Genomic DNA, 18859 nt, shown 5'->3' on the forward strand with positions numbered 1-18859 from the left:
TAATTGTTTTTAGTAGCTCCTGATATTTCATGATAGATTTACTACCTTTATCCATCCATTTTAGTAAGAAAACATACATTTTATTTACGGAGTAGAGGACAACGCACCAATGCCTACTGTCAATACCCAAACGGAAAATCTCAACACCAGATTCACGGCTGATATGGTGCGAACCTATCTGCGAGAAATTGGCCGTGTACCACTGCTAACCCGTGAACAAGAGATTGTATATGGGAAGCAGGTTCAACAAATGATGACGCTCATCGATGCCAAAGAGGTTTTGGCGAAGAAACTGCACCGCGAACCGGATATGTCAGAGTGGGCTGACGTGGTTCAACAATCGGAAACTGAAGTACAACAAACGGTAGCTCAAGGTAAGCGAGCAAAGCAAAAAATGATCGAAGCAAATTTGCGTTTGGTCGTTGCTATTGCGAAAAAATATCAAAAGCGAAATATGGAATTTCTGGATTTAATTCAGGAAGGAACACTAGGATTAGAGCGAGGTGTGGAGAAATTTGACCCAATGAGAGGTTATAAGTTCTCGACTTACGCTTACTGGTGGATTCGCCAAGCGATTACCCGCGCGATCGCACAACAAGGACGTACTATCCGCTTGCCGATCCACATTACCGAAAAACTGAACAAAATTAAGAAAGTACAGCGTGAGTTGGCTCAAAGCTTGGGGCGATCGCCCACTCCCGCCGAAATTGCCAAAGAACTGGAACTAGAACCTGCTCAGATTCGTGAGTACCTGAACATGGCGCGTCAACCAGTATCTTTGGATGTTAAAGTTGGCGATAACCAGGATACTGAGTTGCAAGAAATGCTCGAAGATGGCGGGCCATCACCAGAGTATTACACCAACCAGGAATTTTTACGCCAAGATTTGAACAACCTACTAGCAGAATTAACCCCGCAACAGCGAGAAGTTTTAGCTCTACGCTTTGGTTTAGAAGATGGTAACGAAATGTCATTGGCGAAAGTGGGTGAGAGATTGAATCTCAGCCGCGAACGTGTCCGCCAGTTAGAGCATCAGGCTTTAGCTCATCTGCGTCGCCGTCGCGCCAATGTCCAAGAATACGTTGCTAGTTAAATATGGAGACGCGAAATCCCGCGTCTCAAGAGCATGATGAGCCTCCTGAATTCAGGGGGCAATTTTTTTATGCTGATAGCCCAATACAGTTCAGATAAGACTAAAACACATGTAGAGACGGCGATTTATCGGGTCTCGAAAACCCAAAATTTTTGCCAGTAGCCCTTAACCTAAGCGTATTGGCTGATAGTCAGGAAAAATATTTTGATCTGAGACTGTATTTCTACGGCGACAAATCCGAGAAAATACTATCAGTATTTTTATTTATTAGAAAGTAAAAAAACAAGTACTACGAAACTCATATTGATTGCAAGTATCTAATTTCCGATTAACTTCACCCAATGAGATGAATCTATTGGATGAAGAATAACTCAAACTAATGTTAATTAATGTAAAGTTAATTAAATTGCTTTGTAGTAAAAGGTTTAGTCCTATTTTACGATCTGTTCGCGAAGCGTTCCCACAGGGTAGACCTCACTTAAAACCTTTAATTGTTTACGCCGCTCTACTTTCCCTAACTGGTGGTAATCTAAGATTGTTGGGCTAGATTAAATAAAAACTTTAGTTTTTGACAGTTTTCTTTTTTGGACAATAGTAATATAAGTCGTTAACAAAGTCTTTGACAATTAAGACTTGGTTATAGTTTAAGTAAGTTCTAGAGAACTTAGTTGATTTTTTAACAGGAGAAGTAGGGTGCTTAACAACCTTTATCAGTTCTTATCTCCCCGCCAGTGGGGAATTTCCCTAGCGGGCTTAGGCTTACTTCTCGGTTTGGGCTTTATAGGTAAGCAGACTCAAGTCGTATCGGTTACAGATTCTCCATTATCATCGGCTCAGATTCAAAAAACCAAAACCTCCGAAAACTCCCTTTTGTCGCAGCTAAGAAAAGTTAGAGAGCAGAGAAGTCAGCTGAGAGCATCTGCTGGAGAAAGAGGGATTTTTGTACATCAGAGCGGAAAAACACTCCCTACAACCACAGCACTAGTTCCAGATTCTCAGGGAGCTACAAAAGGTGCAGAAAGTTTACCAAAAGTGAATTTTCCTGTCAAAGATGGGGTTTATCTCTATGGTCAATCGCCAAAATCAAACCAGCTTGGTCAAGGTTACATCATATTTCAAAAGCAGCAGGACAAGATAATTGGTGCGCTGTATATGCCCCAATCAGAATTTAATTGTTTTCAGGGTACGCTCAACAAGTCAGGAGAGTTGGCGATGACGGTTAATAGTACGTCAAATGAAGCCAGTACTCCTCGATCAAATCAGGTAGCTGCAAACAGCAAACTACCTAAAGTCAGTGAAGATGAGTTCAGCAGTTATCCTTATTCTGTGGCTCTACAAGACTTTTATCAATTAAATTCCATCACAGCTAGCGATCGCCGCACGTTGCAAATGTGCAAATAATCGTTAAGTTAATACTCAATTCCTGGTTGCGCTTTCACGCCTTGATCGCGGAAAGGGTGCTTAATTAAGGTCATTTCGGTTACGAGGTCAGCACGCTCAATTAAACCTGCTGGTGCGCCTCTACCTGTGAGAATAACGTGCTTGTTAGCTGGTTTTTGCGCCAAACCCGCCAAAACATCCTCTAATGGTAAGTAAGCCATTTTGAGGGCGATATTAATTTCGTCTAACAACACCAGATGAAAGTCTGGGTTGCGAATATATTCTAATGATTTTTCCCAGGCGGCGCTAGCTTTGTCAAGATCGCGATCGCGGTCTTGAGTTTCCCACGTGAAGCCTTCGCCCATTGCGTGAAATTCTATCTGGTCTTCCCAATAGCTGAAAACCCTTTTTTCTGAAGGTTCCCAACTTCCCTTGATGAATTGGATGATCGCTACTTTATAGCCGTGACCTAGCGATCGTAATACCATCCCCAAAGCCGCAGTAGTTTTACCTTTACCATTACCAGTATTTACAATAATTAATCCTTTTTCTGGTACAGCTTCTGCTATGCGCTTGTCTTGCACTTCTTTGCGTCGCTGCATTTTTTTGCGGTACTGTTCATCAGTCAGAGATGAAGACATTACCTCATCAATCAAGCGCCCAATCTCTTGATCTTGGTTTAATTCTTGTGGTGTATCGTTTTTCATCAACCTTGTCTAGAAATAACTGTTAAAACTTTTGAGAAGGAACCGATATTATGTTTAAAATTTGATTTTAGCTAAATCACGTAATTGAATATGTCCATTAATATTTTATATAAAAAAAATATTGCTCCTATGCTAGCTTTATTTAACATGATTTACAGACAAGTACGTAAAACTATATGATATACAAACTGAATTTATAATTTGAGTTTAATATTACTATTTTAAATAATTGAATATGTTCATTAAAGTTATTTATCAATATAAATAACTTTTTTATTCTATCTTTTGCTACAGTCATAAGTTCAACTCCCAACTGAGACCGTTAGCTTAACTATCATGTAATTATGCGTTTATGGATGCTGCTGCGTCCATTTTCCCCATAAAGGACGAACATCCTCTGGTTGACCGTCATAGTTGAGTAATTGGTCTGAAATTATCACCCATGATTGGGCACTGCGTGTCCAAATGTTACCCACTGGACATAACCAACTTGTATCATCTAATGTTCCGGCTTTGACGTTGATAGTATTTGGGTTGTAAGTCCGTTCATGGAACAATCGCGTTCCGCAGTCGCCACAGAACAGGTTATTTACTTCACGTCCGTTATCACTTTTCCGAGTCCAAGATTTCGGTTTTCCCTGAACAATCACAACAGCATCTCGTGGTACGGTAAGAGACATTCCAAAAGCGCTAGAAGATTGTTTCTGACACTCCTTGCAGTGGCATAAATACAGGGTTAAGGGTTCAGCATGAATTTCATAACGAACCTGTCCACATTGACAACCTCCGGTATATGGAATCATAGGTTTTATCTCCTTATAATTTTTATAAGATTTACGCAATAACTCCCTCAAATTCTTATTCCTTTGTGTCCTACCCTGTGGGTTCGCCTTTGGCGTTCTCGTAGAGTAGCCGCTCCGCGTCTATGCGTCCTTCTATAATGAGACGCTGCGCGAATGCGGTTCGTTTTTTCATTATTTTGCGTAAGTCCTGTTTTATTTCTAAAGGAGGAGGTGAAGAAAAAAATATTTTATTGTCGCTTTCATTCCTCATCTTCATCCGATTGATCATCCTGATTCCAATACTGTTGAGGTGCATTTCCATGAACTTCTAAAATCTTTGGTTTTTTGATTTTATTATCAGGCGGATTAATTGCTTCCAACTGTACATCAAAATTCCAGCTATCACCAAAGTCATAAAGATAGGTCATTTTACCACCCGTTTCTATAGACAAATCACCAATTTGCACTTGGTCAGCAAATGGTGGTGTTTCCGTGTAAAGATGACCTATTTTAATTAGGCAGCCAAAACGATCTTTATAACTAAACTCATATAAATGGTCATAGTCAAAGTCAAAAGCATCAAGAATTATTTCTGCTAGCCAGCCTAACGTTTTTTTGCTGGTATGGCAATTGGGAGCATCCCAGTTTTTTGCAAAGAAGACGAAAATCAGTCAGGATAGGTAAGACGAGTGTATTTACTTACCGATGACCCCAGAACAAAAGCAAGCTCTTCAAAAACATATTCAGGCGATTGCTAAAATATTGTATGAAGATACGTCAAAAGAAAAGCTCACAAATCTTGCAGCAATTGAAGAAGCAGTGCGGAGTCAAATGCAGAAGCATGTTATGCCAGAAGTAGGGGTTTTTTTATCGAAACGATTACAGGGACAACCGCAGGATACCAACGACGGCTCAAAAGCATTCTTGGAGAGTTAGCAATAACGAGCAAACAAGCCATTGAATTAGAAGTCGCACCAAGTACTCAACTGAGTCCATATCTAGAAACTTGTTGTTTGAGGGTAAGTGCGAATGTCAGCTATGAAGATGCGGCATCAGACATCAAGTATTTTACGGGCATAGAGGTTTCTCACAGCAGTCAACAGAGATTAGTGCATCGCCAGAATTTTGAGTTGCCAACACCAGAACAGACAATTGAAGAATTAAGCGTCGATGGTGGAAACATCCGTGTCCGAACTCCTAAAGGTCAAATATGTGCATGGCTTGGCTATAAAGCAATTAGCTTACATCATCTCGGAATCTTGGGAACTTCATTTCAGAATAATCAGATTGTGATTGATTGGGTTAATGACCAACCACTGGCTAGCCCACTCACTTGTATTGGTGATGGACATGACGGCATTTGGAATATAATTGACCAATTAGCACCTGATGCACAACGTCGAGAAATACTTGATTGGTTCCATTTAATAGAAAACCTCCACAAAGTTGGGGGTTCACAAAAACGCTTGAAACAAGCACAAAATCTACTATGGAAAGGCCAAGTTGAGGCTACTATTGCCTTATTTACAGATTGTAAAGGCAAACAAGTACAAAACTTTTGCCGTTATCTTGATAAGCATCGCAATCGCATTATCAACTACGAATATTATCAAGCTGAAGAAATTTGTTCAATTGGTTCAGGTTCAGTTGAATCTGCCGTTAAACAGGTTGACCGTCGAACAAAAATTTCCGGGGCACAATGGAAACGAGAAAATGTGCCTCAAGTCCTAGCCCATCGCTGTGCTTACCTCAATGGATTATTGTCAGTTTGAGCCACTTTAAAAAGTGAGATGCTCCCTGGCAATTCGTCTCCAAGCTCGATTAACAGACACTTTAAAAATATAAATACCATCAGTGAAACCTTCCTTGGGAACAAATAAATTATGCTCCCATTCTGGAAAAAATGGTTTAAAATGTGACTGCAACTTTCCAAAAGTTACATTGACCTCATCCTGTAATTCTCCTCGGATACCTAGCGGAAATAGTAATTGCAACATAGCATCTCCAAATGGCAAGCGTTGTAAACTAGTAATGCGCCATCCTTTGCCTTCTGTTGGCTTGCCATGTTTAATAGATAACAATCCAAATAACTCTAACAGAGCAACATTATGCAGATCGGGATAATAACTAATATCGTGTTGGTGTTCATATTTAGGGAATTTTAAACCTTTATCTGGGACGCGAGGCCAAAGTTGAATACATCTAAATAAATTCCCGAATGAATCTTGATGTTCACCTAAGATTTCGTTATTTCCCTAAATCAACCAAGCTTCTAATAAATTGAAATAGCGTTCTGTTAAATTCAGGTTTGACCATGATTTCAAAGTTGCTGCGTCTAAAACTAAAATCTGCTTCTTCCCTTGGGATCTAATTTGGGCTATCCCAGAACTGCGTGATAACAGATATAGTCCATTAATGTAAGGGTATGATTTCTGTACAGGGCGTTTGAGTTTAGTTTCAATTGGGTGACTTAATTGAGAATTTAATTCTGATAGTACTTTCAGTGGTAGAAGATTATTAACACTACTAACTTCGACTCCATTCGGTTGTAATAAATCTATCAGAGTTTGAAAATTACGCAAAATTGTACCGGGTTGATTTTCATCAATACTGAGTTCTTGCAGTAGTTGTTGTTGTGACTCTGTTAAGGAAGGTAGTTCAGGATTGAGTGTGCGTTCTAGCCGCGCAAATAAATCTTCCATAAATAAAAATTATAAATTCTCAATTCACAATTTAACCTTCTGTGTAATCTTGTTCTCTTTATACTATGACTACCGAAGTTATCCTAATAACCCTTAACCATATAAGTGTCATAGTAGGTCTATCAAGACCGTAAGCTTAATGAGATGTGAATGATAATATTTTTACCTTCTAGTTGACAATCCCAGGAGTTTGATATGAATAGTAACACTCGTCGTCTACAGATTATTTTAGCTGATACACCTATTGATACAGTATTACCTGCGATCGCTCAACTAAATTTACCTAACTGGTGGTTAGCCGGTGGTGCAGTCCGAAACACTGTTTGGTCTTCGATTTTTGGCAATGACTGTGGGTTAGGTATTAAAGATTTTGATATTGCATTCTTTGATATAGAAGGAAATCGTTCTCAAGAATTAGCAGCAAAGGCGACTCTCACAGAACAATTTCCTCATGACGAGTTTGATGTCAAAAATCAAGCCAGTTTTGCTCGTTGGCGGCTTGGTAGCAGACCCTACATTAGTACAGAAGATGCCATCACAGAGTGGCTGCACACCGCTACTGCTGTCGGAGTTCGACTAGATACACAAGGCCAATGGCAATTTTTCACTCCCTACGGATTGGATGACCTGTTTGATGGCATTATTCGACCGACACCAGCACATACTTATAATATAGATGCCCACAATAAGGCATCTGGATTCTTGCAAAAGTGTCCTGATCTGCGTTTGGCGTAAAAGTTAAAGTAGCTTTTCCGTTACAAGGGAATAATCGCGTTTCAATTTATAACCCTTGAATACGGAATCACAATGTTAATAATTTTCTACCACTGGGAATAATTAAAGTAGAACCCCTTTGATGACAAGACGAGGGGTAGTACTAATTTTGTAAGTTTATAGGCAAAAATCAATGCCAAATCGTACTGGATACCCAATCAAGTCAACTCTCCATGAAGGAATCCAAACAATTATTTATCAAACACAAATGCCAAAGACGCAACAGCGAGTTATCCTCAAGTTGCTTAAAAATGAATATCCTACCCTTGAAGCCTTTACTCGTCTGAAACATGAGTATCAAATTCAGCAAGGTTTAGACCATCCCAACATAGTTAAATCCATTAGTCTAGAAACCTTTGATAATCGATTGGGACTGTTGTTAGAAGACTTTGGTGGTCAATCTTTAGCCCAAATTATTCAGCAAGAAAAACTTGACTTAATTAACCATTTAAATATTGCTATTCAACTGACTAAAGCTCTAGATTATTTGCATAAACACCAGATTATTCATAAAGATATCAAGCCTAGCAACATCATTGTTAACTCCCAGACAGGTATTGTTAAACTCACTGACTTTGGTATAGCCTCCCGCCTGAATAAGGAAAATCCCCAATTTAATAACCCTAACTGCGTTGAAGGCACACTTGCCTACATGTCTCCTGAACAAACGGGGAGAATGAATCGTATTCTTGATTATCGCACTGACTTTTATTCTCTAGGCGTGACTTTATATGAAATGCTCACCGAGAAAACACCATTTTTTAGTCAAGATCCCTTAGAACTAGTTTATAGTCATATTGCTGTTCAACCGATAAATCCACAGTTATTAAATCCAACAATTTCTAACGTCATCTCAGAAATTGTGCTGAAATTGATGGCGAAAAATGCTGAAGACAGATATCAAAGTGCTACAGGATTATTAGCAGACTTAGAGTCATGTCTTAACCAGTTAAAATCTAAAGGTATAATTACTGATTTTGTTCCAGGTCGTTTAGATGTCTTAAGCCAATTATTAATTCCTCAAAAATTATATGGTCGTGAAAACCAAGTTAATGAACTGTTAGCTGCATTTGAACGTGTTACATCTGGAACTAGTGAGATGATGCTAGTTTCTGGTTATTCAGGTATTGGTAAATCAGTTTTAGTTAACGAAGTTAATAAACCCATTACTCGCAGACAAGGTTACTTTATTTCTGGTAAATTTGACCAATTAAAACGAAATATACCTTATGCCTCTTTAATTCAAGCTTTTGCTTATTTAATGCGGTATTTACTGACAGAGAATAATGAAAAAATAGAAACATGGCGGGAAAAAATACTATCAGCTTTAGGAACAAATGGTAAAGTCATTACTGACGTAATTCCAGAAGTAGAATTAATTATTGGTACACAGCCAGACGTTGCCCAAATTGGTGCAACAGAATCACAAAATCGCTTCAATCGAGTTTTTAAAGAATTTATCCAAGTTTTTACCCAAAAAGAACACCCCTTAGTCATATTTTTAGATGATTTGCAATGGTCAGATTCAGCCACATTGAATCTAATTCAATTACTTATAACTGATACTGACAGCAAACATCTATTATTTATTGGTGCATATAGAGATAATGAAGTTAATGCAGCACATCCTTTAATTCAAAAAATAGAAGAAATTAAGAATACTGGCACAGTTGTTAATAATATTGTGTTGCAACCTTTGAATTTAGAGAATGTGACTCAACTAGTTGCAGAAACTTTACAAGAAGCAAATATTAACCCTGATTCTGAATACAGCACTTTTAGTGATAGAATTATTCAGCTAGCTGAATTAATTTCTAATAAGACAGGTGGAAATCCATTTTTTCTCACACAACTTATTCAGGTACTTCATCAAGAAGAACTTTTAAAATTTGACTTTATTAAGGCTCAATGGCAATGGAGTTTAAAAGATATTCAAGCAATTGGAATTATCGACAAAAATGTAGTTGAGCTAGTTGCTACTCGAGTTGAGAAACTACCAAAATCTACCCAAGATGTTTTAAAATTAGCCGCTTGCGTGGGTGACAGATTTAGTCTTGATGTTTTATCGATAGTCAATGAAAAATCACCTTCTTTGACAGCCAATGATTTACACTCAGCTTTGCAAGCGGGATTAATTCTACCTTTAAGTGAAGCTTACCGTATTCCTTTAGTTTTTAATCAAGAAGAAGCGGTTAATTTAAATTTCGACACTTCACGAGTGGGTTACAAGTTCTTGCATGATAGAGTACAACAAGCAGCATATTCACTGATTCCAGAAGAACTTAAGAAATCTACTCACTTAAAAATTGGACAATTGCTTCTACAAAATATCCCAAAGGAGGAAATAGAAGCTAATATTTTTGATATAGTTAATCAGTTGAATGTAGGTATTGTTAACCTAATAGAGCAATCTGATAAAACTGAATTGGCACGATTAAACTTAATTGCAGGGCGAAAAGCTAAAGCTTCTACAGCTTATGACGCTGCACTTAAGTACTTCACAAATGGGATAGAGCTTTTAAGTAGAGACTCTTGGCAAACTGAATATATCTTAACTTTATGTTTATATGAAGGAGCCGCAGAAGCAGCCTATCTGGGCGGTAATTTTGAGCAGATGCAGCAATGGGCTGAGGTGGTACAGCAAGAAGCCAAAATCCTTTTAGATAAAGTGAAAGTCTATGAAGTACAGATTATCGCTTCTATCATTCAAAGCAAACAACTGGAAGCCATTCAGATAGCAGTGTCAATTCTAAAATTGTTAGGAATAAGTTTTCCAGATGAACCGACATCAACTGATATTCAGCAGGGGATGGATGATATTGCTGTTTCTTTGAAAGGTAAAGTCATTGCAGATTTAATTAACTTACCATTAATGTCTGATCCGAACAAGATTGCAGCCATGAAAATCTTAATGGGAGTTCTACCTGCGGCTTTTCAAACTGCTCCTGTAATGATGCCAATTATTGTTTGTAAAATGGTCAATTTGTCCTTAAACTATGGCAATACGGCTGTATCTGGCTATGGTTATAGTCTTTATGGCTTACTTCTTTGTGGAGTTCAAGGAGAAATTAATTCGGGCTATGAATTTGGTAAATTAGCTTCTAGTTTGGTGTCACAATTTAATGCGGAAGAACTCAAAGCTAAGATTCTAACGGTTGTTAGCGCTCATGTTATGCACTGGAAAGAGCATGTTAGGGAGACATTAACATCATCAATGTCTGGATATGCTAGTGGTCTAGAAACCGGAGATTTAGAATATGCTGGCTATTGTGGTTACATTTATCCCTATCATTCCTTTTGGTTGGGTAAGGAACTTTGGGTTCTAGAAAAGGAATTAATAGCTTACTGTGAATCGCTGAAAAAAATCAATCAGCAAGTAGCTTTAACTTGGAATTTAGTATATCTGCAAACAGTTTTGAATTTGAAAGGAAATTATGAAAATGTAGACTGTTTAATTGGAGAAGCCTACGACGAGCAAAGTATGCTGCCAATTCATCAGCAAGTAAATGATCTTTACACAATTAATCATTTATTTGTCAATAAACTAATGCTCTCTTACATATTTGGAGAGTATTTTAAAGCTGTAGAAAATGCTGCGATCGCAGAAAAGTCTTTAGGTGGTGTCACAGGGTTGTTTGTTGTTCCACTGTTCTATTTCTACGATTCTTTAGCACACTTGTCCATATATCATACTGCTAAAGAGTCCCAGAGGCAAGCTATTCTCGAAAAAGTCCAAGCTAATCAGCAAAAAATGGAACTCTGGGCTACTCATGCTCCCACGAATCACTTACATAGATTTTATCTCGTGGAGGCAGAACGGTATCGAATTTTGGGTCAAAAGCTCGAAGCAATGGACTACTATGAAAATTCTATTGCCAAATCTCAAGAGAATGGTTTTCTCCAAGAAGAAGCTTTAGCTTATGAGTTAGCAGGAAAATTTTATCAATCTCTAGGTAAAGAGTTAATTCATCAAACCTATATCACTAAAGCTTATTATGCCTATATTCGTTGGGGTGCGATCGCTAAAGTTAAATACTTAGAATCAAAGTATGCTTTTCTAGTAGGACAAACTACTACTGTAGAAACGACTACTTCTAAAATAGATACAATTCACCTTACCACCACCACAACTACTAATAGTAGTAGTTTAAGCGATTTTTTAGACTTTAATACATTTATCAAGTTTTCGCAAGCGATTACAAATGAAATTGTTTTAGAGAATTTGTTGGGCAAGCTAATCAAAATTTTACTAGAAAATGCTGCTGCACAAAAAGCAGTACTACTCTTACTTAAAGATAATCAACTATATATCGAAGCTTCTGGAAATGCTATCGACAATGTAGTGACAGTTTTACCCTCTATTACTGTTGAAACCTATCAGGATTTACCGCTCTCTGTAATTAACTATGTTTTTCGCACTCAGCAATATCTTGTGTTGAATGATGCAATAACTACAGAACCGTTTAACCTTGATATTTATATTCAGGAATCTAAAATAAAATCAATCTTTTGCTTGCCAATAATTTACCAATCACAGCTTACTGGAATTATTTATTTAGAAAATCAGTTATCATCAGGAGCTTTTGTTACAGAAAGAATAGAAGTATTAAAAGTCTTAGTTTCTCAAATGGCTATTGCCATACAAAATGCCCGTTTATACACAAGAGAACAAGACAAATCTAGAGAATTAGAACAGTCAATTAAAGATTTACAAAAGGCACAACTACAACTCATTCAAAGCGAGAAAATGTCTTCTTTAGGAAATTTAGTTGCAGGTGTAGCACATGAAATTAACAATCCAGTTGGTTTTATTACAGGTAGTATCACCCAAGCAAAAGATAATGTTAATGATTTAATAGGATATCTACAACTATACCGAGAAAAGTTCCCGAATCCTGGTGCTGAGATTGAAGACAAAGCCGAAGAAATAGATATAGATTTTCTACTAGAAGATTTACCCAAAATGATTGATGGTATGACGGTAGGAACACAGCGCATTCGTAACATTAGTACTTCTCTCCGTACTTTTTCACGCGCTGATACTACCTCTAAAGTATTAGCTAATATCCATGAAGGTATTGATAGTACTTTGTTGATTTTACAGCATCGTTTGAAAGCCGATCATAACCGTCCAGCGATTCAAGTCATTAAGGAGTATGGAAACATTCCATTAGTGAAATGTTATTTAGGACAATTGAATCAGGTGTTTATGAATATTATTGCAAATGCAATTGATGCTTTAGAAGAAGCAAATATCGACCGTAGTTTTATGGAAGTTCAAGAAAGATATCCAAATATTATTACTATCTCAACTAAGATAGAAGAGAATAATAATCTGACAATTAAGATTCAAGATAACGCTAAAGGAATGTCAGAAGAAGTTAAAGCTTGTATCTTTGAAAATCTATTTACAACCAAATGTGTAGGAAAAGGTACAGGATTAGGATTATCTATTAGTCGCCAAATTATCATAGAAAATCATAGTGGAAGTTTGATTTGTGAATCAGTCTTGGGACAAGGAACAGCATTTATAATTTCTATTCCAGTTTTGGGATAATATTCTCTCATGGTAGAGTAGATTAGCAAAGCTATAGCAACCGATACCCGAATTATTTGATAATTCGGGTATTTTGTTTATCAGGAATAATTCATTACATCCTATTTTTAAAGCCTGCTAAAGTAAAGGTTATTTTGCTGTTAAAAACTATGTAAGTGGTAACACAATTACATCAATACTTAACCAAATCAACATGAAATTGGTCTAATTTATCACTTTAAACTTTATGTACTGCCTGCTATCATAATGACTGATTGTATACATCAAATCTTGTAATACCTTTCTCGTTTACTAATTGATATCAAAATAAACTCTAACTAAATATGCAAAAATTTTAGTCTAGTTTTTATCAGCTAACATATCAGATGTAAATTGATTTTGCAGAAAGTTATAAGATGCGAAAATCGTAAAAATTAAGGTGGTTATACTGTGGAAAAAAGAAGAGAAGCTGGGCGAATAGTTACAAAGGCTATCTCGTTTTTGTTAAATCAGATTACATTGATTGTGCTTGCAGTTATTCTTGTGCTGTTTATTGGAGGTAGATTTGAATTAGCAAATGCAACTCAACCTAACGCAGAATTAGAAATTCAAAAACTAACATCCTGTTACGCCCTTGGAACTGATGCCATTGGTAGAGGAAATCTCCTTCAGGGAAAAAATATTTATCGGGATTGTTTTACTCAAGATGCAGTCCTGACTGCCATTTTTCCTGATGGGACAACTCAAACAAATTATGGGACAGATGCTTGGGCAGATTTTGTCTATTCAGTATTCCAAGGAAATGGTTATACAGCTACTCAACACTTGATGGGTACGATCAACATTTCAATTGAGAATAATAAAGCAACGATGACTTCTTATCTCCATGCAACTCACAAACGTTCGGAAACTAGTATTGATGTCGCTAATGGCACTTATGAAGATCAAGTTGTCAATATAAATGGGCGCTGGAAAATTCGTAAACGGACTCTCAAACTCATCGATTTCTTGAATCTCAGTTCACCAACGGTTGAGTCAGCAAATACTAATGCCCGAAGCAGTAATTCTTCAGCTAACTTTGTAAGACCAAAAATGTCTGGTTTCAATCAATAATCTTTCACAGCGATAAGGCAAAGGTAAAAAGTAAAAAGTACTATCTACTTTTTACTTTTTACTCTGTTTAATGTATGAGTAAATAACTTCGCGTAGGCGTAGCCCGTCATAGACATCGCTCCGAGGATTTACAATTAAACATGGACTATTACCACCACTTCCATTACTTACAATAACGACAGTAATACCAGCTTTTGGGCAAACTCCTAAACAACTGGTGCCAACCACTCGAAATTCACCCCATAATCCCTCAATTTTTAAACGAGATTTTAACCAATTCTCTAAGTCTTCGGAAGCCGTTGAGCTTCTGCTAGCTGGATGAAAACTATTTGATCGCTCGTTTGCACATTGCGAACACACAAGCACTAAACCAGACTCCCATCGGGGAGAAACGCTCGGAATAGAAATAGAAGTGTCTAACGGACGACAATTTATTAAGGGCGATGTCTGCTGAGAAGTAGATGCAAAACTTTTAAAGATACGTTGGAGCAATCTTTTAATACGCTTGATCAATTTTTTCATGGACGATCCTACCTATTTCTTTGATAGGATAGTGTAAATTTACTGTTTAATCTGTTCTGGTAGATCATTTAATAATCAGCGTTTCTGAGCAATTTGCTGCAAGTATGCAATTAGCTGTTCTCCGGCGGTGTCAATGTGTCGTTTCAGTAACCTGACAGCAGCTTTTGTATCTTGCTTTTGACAAGCATCTAAGAGTTGATAGTGTTCTTTTTGCGATCGCTCTTGGTAATCCATCTGCGCTAATTGTACGCGAACATAGCGATCGCAATTCACGTGTAAAGTTTTAATCATCGCCAGCAACCGGGGACGTTCAGCAGTGGCGTACAGCGTCGCATGAAATTCCCAGTTGAGTTTTGCCAACACACCTGCATCAGTTGCTCGATCTGTCGCTTCGAGAATCACAGCAGCTTTTTCTATATCTGTTTCCCTGAACTTGGGTATTGCCAACTGTATTGCTTTCACTTCCAAGGCGCTGCGAATTTCACAAATTTCTTGCGCCTCTTGTGCTGTCAACACCGATACGATCGCACCACGATTTAAATGCAGTGTCACCAATCCTTCTGCTTCTAACTGCTTAAGGGCCTCGCGCACGGGAATGCGACTAACGCCAAATTGAGTGGCGATTTCATCCTGTCTCAGAGATTGTCCTTCCTGAAAAATGCCTCGTAGAATCGCTTCCCGCAAAGCATCGGCAATTAAATCTGGCGTACTACGTTGTTGTTGCAGCACATTAGCTGCTAAGTCATTTAAGTTCATATTGAATATTGTATACAAAATTTAAAAGATTGTATACAATATCCAAAGTAGTTTTTTAAACATCCCTTCAATACCACGGGAGACATTTATGAGCATCGCATCTCAACCAGACCGAGTTATTATCTTCGACACTACGCTACGCGATGGCGAACAGTCACCAGGCGCAACCCTCAATGTAGAAGAGAAATTAGCGATCGCTCATCAACTAGCTCTCCTCGGTGTCGATGTGATTGAAGCCGGTTTTGCCGTTGCTAGTCCGGGAGATTTTCAAGCTGTTAAAAGCATTGCGGAACAAGTCGGGATACCTGGCGGGCCAATCATTTGCAGTTTAGCTAGAGCTATTCGCCAAGATATTCATGCCGCTGCCGAAGCTTTGAAAGGCGCGGCTCGTCCGAGAATCCACACGATGATTTCTACCTCTGATATTCACCTGAAATATCAATTGAAAAAGTCTCGCAGCGAAGTATTAGCGATCGCATCAGAAATGATTGCTTATGCCAAATCCTTTGTAGACGATGTAGAATTTTCACCAATGGATGCTAGCCGCACTGAGCCAGAGTTTCTTTATGAAGTTTTGGAGATGGCGATCGCAGCAGGTGCAACTACAATCAATATTCCTGATACCGTTGGTTACTGTACACCCAAGGAAATCGGAACTCTAATTCAGGGAATTCGAGACCATGTTTCCAATATCGATGAGGTGATTCTTTCCATTCACACTCAAAATGATTTGGGTTTGGCGACAGCTAACGCTTTGGCAGCAATTGAATATGGCGTGCGTCAGGTGGAGTGTACCATTAATGGCATTGGGGAACGAGCAGGTAATGCTGCATTAGAAGAAATTGTGATGGCGTTGCAGGTTCGCAAACCATTTTTCAACCCTTATTTTGGTCATCCGGTTGATGCCGATACACCCTTGACTAATATTAAGACTCAGGAGATTTACAAAACCTCATCCTTAGTTTCCCAATTAACCGGAATGCTGATTCAGCCCAATAAAGCGATCGTGGGAGCAAACGCTTTTGCCCATGAGTCTGGAATTCACCAAGATGGGATCATCAAGCACCGCGAGACTTATGAAATTATGGAAGCTGCTGCGATCGGTTTGCCAGAAAATCGCATTGTTTTGGGTAAGCACTCTGGACGAAATGCTTTTCGTACTAGGCTCAAGGAATTGGGTTTTGAATTGAACGAGGCGGATTTGAATAAAGCCTTCAATCGGTTCAAAGAAGTCGCTGATAAGAAAAAAGAAGTCTCAGATTGGGATTTAGAAGCGATCGTTCGAGATGAAACGCAGATTCAAGTAGAAAGTGGCTTCCAAATCGAACACGTTCAGGTAATTTGTGGTGACTGCACTTGTCCAACTGCAACTATTACAATTGTTACCCCCGATGGCAAAATCCTCACAGATGCGAGTGTAGGCACTGGCCCAGTGGATGCGGTGTATCAAGCAATCAATCAATTGGTGCAGATTCCCAATCAACTGATTGAGTTTTCTGTCCAATCTGTGACTGGCGGAATTGATGCACTGGGAACTGTGACAGTTCGCTTGAAGCATCAGGAGCGGATATTCTCTGGGCAAGCATCTGATACTGATATTGTGGTAGCCGCAGCTTATGCTCATATCAACGCCCTGAATCGCCTTTATCGTTATTTACAAACAGAGAGATCCCATTTTGATGAAATAAACACTGCTGTTGTCTCTGGATAGATTCTGATGCGTTTTTGATACAGCCATAAATCGTTGATGTAGAGACGTAAAATTTTATGTCTCTACAAGAGTTCTGGTTGCACAACTAAGTACAGTTTTGCATAAAATCTTAGCGTATTGCCATTGCAGAGGGATGTATTAACATTGCAGAGGGATGCATTGCCATTACAGAGGGATGCATTGCCATTACAGAGGGATGCATTGCCATTGCAGAGGAACGCATTGGCATTGCAGAGGGATGCATTAGTATTGCAGAGCGATGCATTGGCATTACCAAATTTAATTTGCTACTAAGGCGACTCAAACACGCCCATTTCCCCTAGCCTAATTGTGAGTATTTCCACATCGGTGATGGCTATGTGGGGCCCTTGTTGAGTATGGGCTGGCGTGAACCAAAAAATTCCACTAGAACAAGTCTTTCCCCCAGTTTCCACTACTCCTTTCATCACATAAACATATTCATCGCAAGGATGAGTGTGAATGGGAATCGTTGTACCTGCCTTCATTGTCAGTAGGTGTATTGAACCCTGTGATACAGGTTCGGCTAAAGGGAAAAACTTAGCACCAGGAAACTGCTCAATGTCCAGCCATCGCTCAGGATTAATTTGAATAAAAGTCTGTTCTGACATCTTCTTTACCTCTTTGAATACTGAATTAGTGTTCTAGCATTATGTAAATGTAAGACAAAAACAATGTCTGGATGATAATTATGAATCAACAATTAGAGTTGAATGAATATAAGCAACAGATTGCCGATTTATACAGTCGCAGAGGCCAAACTTATGACGAAGGCGATTGGCATCCTCGAATTGCTCATCGTCTGGTTGAACATGCACACATTAGCCAAGGACAGCATATTTTAGACATTGCAACTGGGACAGGTATGGTGGCGATTGAAGCAGCACAGCTTGTCGGTTTTGCAGGTCGAGTTGTAGGAGTAGACATTTCAACTGGGATGCTTGAGCAGGCAAAACGCAAGATTGAGGCGTTGGGGCTGAATAATATTGAGCTTGTACTCGCAGATGCTGAGAAACTGAACTTTCCAGCCAACAGTTTTGATGTTGTTCTATGTTCCTCAGCCCTGATTTGGATGGCTAACGTTCCAGCCGCATTACGCCTTTGGCATCAATTCCTCAAACCTAATGGACTAATTGGTTTTCATGCATTCGCAGACACAGCTTTTGTGGAAGGGGTAACAGTGCAAAAAGTTGCTGAGAAATATGGCGTTTCACTCGCATTCAGTAAACCAACAGGCACTATTGAAAAGTGCCACGAACTACTAAAAACAGCAGGTTTTGAGGTGATTGAAATTAAGTCTGAGCAAGATGGTAGCTATATTAGCCTAGAACAGGCAAAGCGGATGTGGTCTGGAAGTTCTCATCCAGTACCTGGGCAATTTCCAAATCCCCTCTCGCAACTCTCATCTGAGCAACTAAAGGAAGTGAAGGCGGAATTTGAAGCAGAATTAGCAGCATTAGTGACGGAACAGGGTATTTGGAACGATATGACAATTTTTTATACTTTTGGTCGCAAGCCACGATTAACCTCTCCCTGACTTGAACTAAAGTTCAAATCTTTCCCTCTCCGACTTGGAGAGGGACGGTTTTGCGTAGTAAAACCAGGGAGAGGTCTTTTTCATTAGGCGAAATACAGTTCAGTTCGGAAATACACTTACCGATAAACTCTGTAGAGATGCAAAATTGAACTCTCTACACAGCTAAAATTCTTCCTTGGCGAAAAAAACTTGACATCAGAGTGCTTTGGTAGTATATTTGTACTATAA

17 protein-coding genes are annotated in these 18859 nt (G+C 38.7%); 8 read left to right on the plus strand and 9 right to left on the minus strand.

What is annotated here, in order from left to right; translation table 11 throughout:
• Positions 1-109 precede the first annotated feature (109 nt).
• Together FBB35_RS27915 and FBB35_RS27920 are read left to right on the plus strand one after the other, a co-directional pair.
• Positions 110-1093 carry an RNA polymerase sigma factor, RpoD/SigA family gene (locus FBB35_RS27915; RefSeq protein WP_174712350.1) on the plus strand — a complete coding sequence of 328 codons (984 nt, stop codon included), beginning with the start codon at positions 110-112 and terminating at the stop codon, positions 1091-1093.
• 693 nt (positions 1094-1786) lie between these two features.
• Entirely contained in the window at positions 1787-2494 is a 708-nt protein-coding gene (locus FBB35_RS27920; protein WP_174712351.1) for a hypothetical protein, read from the plus strand.
• A gap of 8 nt (positions 2495-2502) precedes the next feature.
• Here the strand turns inward: FBB35_RS27920 and cobO are convergent, their stop codons facing one another.
• From cobO to FBB35_RS27935, 3 genes are all read right to left on the minus strand, one after another.
• A complete protein-coding gene (gene cobO / locus FBB35_RS27925; protein ID WP_174712352.1) occupies positions 2503-3180 on the minus strand; it encodes a cob(I)yrinic acid a,c-diamide adenosyltransferase in 678 nt (225 codons plus the stop codon).
• A 350-nt stretch (positions 3181-3530) separates the two neighbouring features.
• Positions 3531-3983 carry a GFA family protein gene (locus FBB35_RS27930; protein ID WP_174712353.1) on the minus strand — a complete coding sequence of 151 codons (453 nt, stop codon included), beginning with the start codon at positions 3981-3983 and terminating at the stop codon, positions 3531-3533.
• Between the two features lie 239 nt (positions 3984-4222).
• The gene (locus FBB35_RS27935; RefSeq protein ID WP_368041858.1) at positions 4223-4633 is read right to left on the minus strand and encodes a hypothetical protein; all 411 of its coding nucleotides are present in this window, start codon (positions 4631-4633) and stop codon (positions 4223-4225) included.
• Positions 4634-4667: 34 nt separating this feature from the next.
• Between FBB35_RS27935 and FBB35_RS27940 the strand changes: the two genes are divergently transcribed.
• Positions 4668-5734, plus strand: a protein-coding gene (locus FBB35_RS27940) for an ISKra4 family transposase (RefSeq protein WP_174708235.1) whose coding sequence is annotated in 2 segments (ribosomal slippage) — positions 4668-4824 and positions 4824-5734 — 1068 coding nt in all. Because the reading frame shifts where the segments join, the coding sequence is not laid out codon by codon here.
• Between the two features lie 6 nt (positions 5735-5740).
• Here the strand turns inward: FBB35_RS27940 and FBB35_RS35145 are convergent.
• On the minus strand, positions 5741-6043 hold the full coding sequence (locus tag FBB35_RS35145; RefSeq protein WP_254625708.1) for a hypothetical protein: 303 nt from the start codon (positions 6041-6043) through the stop codon (positions 5741-5743).
• A 174-nt stretch (positions 6044-6217) separates the two neighbouring features.
• On the minus strand, positions 6218-6664 hold the full coding sequence (locus tag FBB35_RS35150; protein ID WP_254625709.1) for a hypothetical protein: 447 nt from the start codon (positions 6662-6664) through the stop codon (positions 6218-6220).
• 195 nt (positions 6665-6859) lie between these two features.
• Here FBB35_RS35150 and FBB35_RS27950 point away from each other — a divergent pair, with 195 nt between their 5' ends.
• The 3 genes from FBB35_RS27950 (at position 6860) to FBB35_RS27960 (ending at position 14087) form a co-directional block, all read left to right on the plus strand.
• Positions 6860-7399 carry a nucleotidyltransferase family protein gene (locus FBB35_RS27950; protein WP_174712354.1) on the plus strand — a complete coding sequence of 180 codons (540 nt, stop codon included), beginning with the start codon at positions 6860-6862 and terminating at the stop codon, positions 7397-7399.
• 172 nt (positions 7400-7571) lie between these two features.
• Positions 7572-12995 (plus strand): ATP-binding sensor histidine kinase, encoded by a 5424-nt coding sequence (locus tag FBB35_RS27955; protein WP_174712355.1) that lies wholly within the window; start codon positions 7572-7574, stop codon positions 12993-12995.
• A 429-nt stretch (positions 12996-13424) separates the two neighbouring features.
• Positions 13425-14087 carry a nuclear transport factor 2 family protein gene (locus tag FBB35_RS27960; protein ID WP_174712356.1) on the plus strand — a complete coding sequence of 221 codons (663 nt, stop codon included), beginning with the start codon at positions 13425-13427 and terminating at the stop codon, positions 14085-14087.
• Positions 14088-14138: 51 nt separating this feature from the next.
• Here FBB35_RS27960 and FBB35_RS27965 read toward each other — a convergent pair whose 3' ends face one another.
• Together FBB35_RS27965 and FBB35_RS27970 are read right to left on the minus strand one after the other, a co-directional pair.
• Positions 14139-14609, minus strand: a complete 471-nt coding sequence (locus FBB35_RS27965) for a (2Fe-2S) ferredoxin domain-containing protein (protein WP_174712357.1) — start codon at positions 14607-14609, stop codon at positions 14139-14141.
• 75 nt (positions 14610-14684) lie between these two features.
• Complete coding sequence (locus tag FBB35_RS27970; RefSeq protein WP_174712358.1) at positions 14685-15365, minus strand: GntR family transcriptional regulator; 681 nt, start codon at positions 15363-15365, stop codon at positions 14685-14687.
• Between the two features lie 94 nt (positions 15366-15459).
• Between FBB35_RS27970 and FBB35_RS27975 the strand changes: the two genes are divergently transcribed.
• On the plus strand, positions 15460-17076 hold the full coding sequence (locus FBB35_RS27975; RefSeq protein ID WP_217481762.1) for a 2-isopropylmalate synthase: 1617 nt from the start codon (positions 15460-15462) through the stop codon (positions 17074-17076).
• 109 nt (positions 17077-17185) lie between these two features.
• Here the strand turns inward: FBB35_RS27975 and FBB35_RS27980 are convergent, their stop codons facing one another.
• Together FBB35_RS27980 and FBB35_RS27985 are read right to left on the minus strand one after the other, a co-directional pair.
• Positions 17186-17347: a hypothetical protein gene (locus FBB35_RS27980; RefSeq protein WP_174712360.1), complete on the minus strand. Its 162-nt coding sequence runs from the start codon at positions 17345-17347 to the stop codon at positions 17186-17188.
• 19 nt (positions 17348-17366) lie between these two features.
• Complete coding sequence (locus FBB35_RS27985; protein WP_174712361.1) at positions 17367-17705, minus strand: cupin domain-containing protein; 339 nt, start codon at positions 17703-17705, stop codon at positions 17367-17369.
• An 80-nt stretch (positions 17706-17785) separates the two neighbouring features.
• Here FBB35_RS27985 and FBB35_RS27990 point away from each other — a divergent pair, with 80 nt between their 5' ends.
• Positions 17786-18631, plus strand: a complete 846-nt coding sequence (locus FBB35_RS27990; RefSeq protein WP_174712362.1) for a class I SAM-dependent methyltransferase — start codon at positions 17786-17788, stop codon at positions 18629-18631.
• Positions 18632-18859 lie beyond the last annotated feature (228 nt).

This window comes from Nostoc sp. TCL240-02 (assembly GCF_013343235.1).
In the GTDB taxonomy this organism is placed as follows: Bacteria; Cyanobacteriota; Cyanobacteriia; order Cyanobacteriales; family Nostocaceae; genus Nostoc.

What these genes read in the sequence shown, in the direction of transcription:
- FBB35_RS27970 (WP_174712358.1), bottom strand. Translation starts at nt 15,365, where the DNA reads ATGAACTTAAATGACTTAGCAGCTAATGTGCTGCAACAACAACGTAGT.
- FBB35_RS27915 (WP_174712350.1), top strand. Translation starts at nt 110, where the DNA reads ATGCCTACTGTCAATACCCAAACGGAAAATCTCAACACCAGATTCACG.
- cobO (WP_174712352.1), bottom strand. Translation starts at nt 3,180, where the DNA reads ATGAAAAACGATACACCACAAGAATTAAACCAAGATCAAGAGATTGGG.
- FBB35_RS27980 (WP_174712360.1), bottom strand. Translation starts at nt 17,347, where the DNA reads ATGCCAATGCATCGCTCTGCAATACTAATGCATCCCTCTGCAATGCCA.
- FBB35_RS27990 (WP_174712362.1), top strand. Translation starts at nt 17,786, where the DNA reads ATGAATCAACAATTAGAGTTGAATGAATATAAGCAACAGATTGCCGAT.
- FBB35_RS27985 (WP_174712361.1), bottom strand. Translation starts at nt 17,705, where the DNA reads ATGTCAGAACAGACTTTTATTCAAATTAATCCTGAGCGATGGCTGGAC.
- FBB35_RS27950 (WP_174712354.1), top strand. Translation starts at nt 6,860, where the DNA reads ATGAATAGTAACACTCGTCGTCTACAGATTATTTTAGCTGATACACCT.
- FBB35_RS27930 (WP_174712353.1), bottom strand. Translation starts at nt 3,983, where the DNA reads ATGATTCCATATACCGGAGGTTGTCAATGTGGACAGGTTCGTTATGAA.
- FBB35_RS27955 (WP_174712355.1), top strand. Translation starts at nt 7,572, where the DNA reads ATGCCAAATCGTACTGGATACCCAATCAAGTCAACTCTCCATGAAGGA.
- FBB35_RS35150 (WP_254625709.1), bottom strand. Translation starts at nt 6,664, where the DNA reads ATGGAAGATTTATTTGCGCGGCTAGAACGCACACTCAATCCTGAACTA.
- FBB35_RS27965 (WP_174712357.1), bottom strand. Translation starts at nt 14,609, where the DNA reads ATGAAAAAATTGATCAAGCGTATTAAAAGATTGCTCCAACGTATCTTT.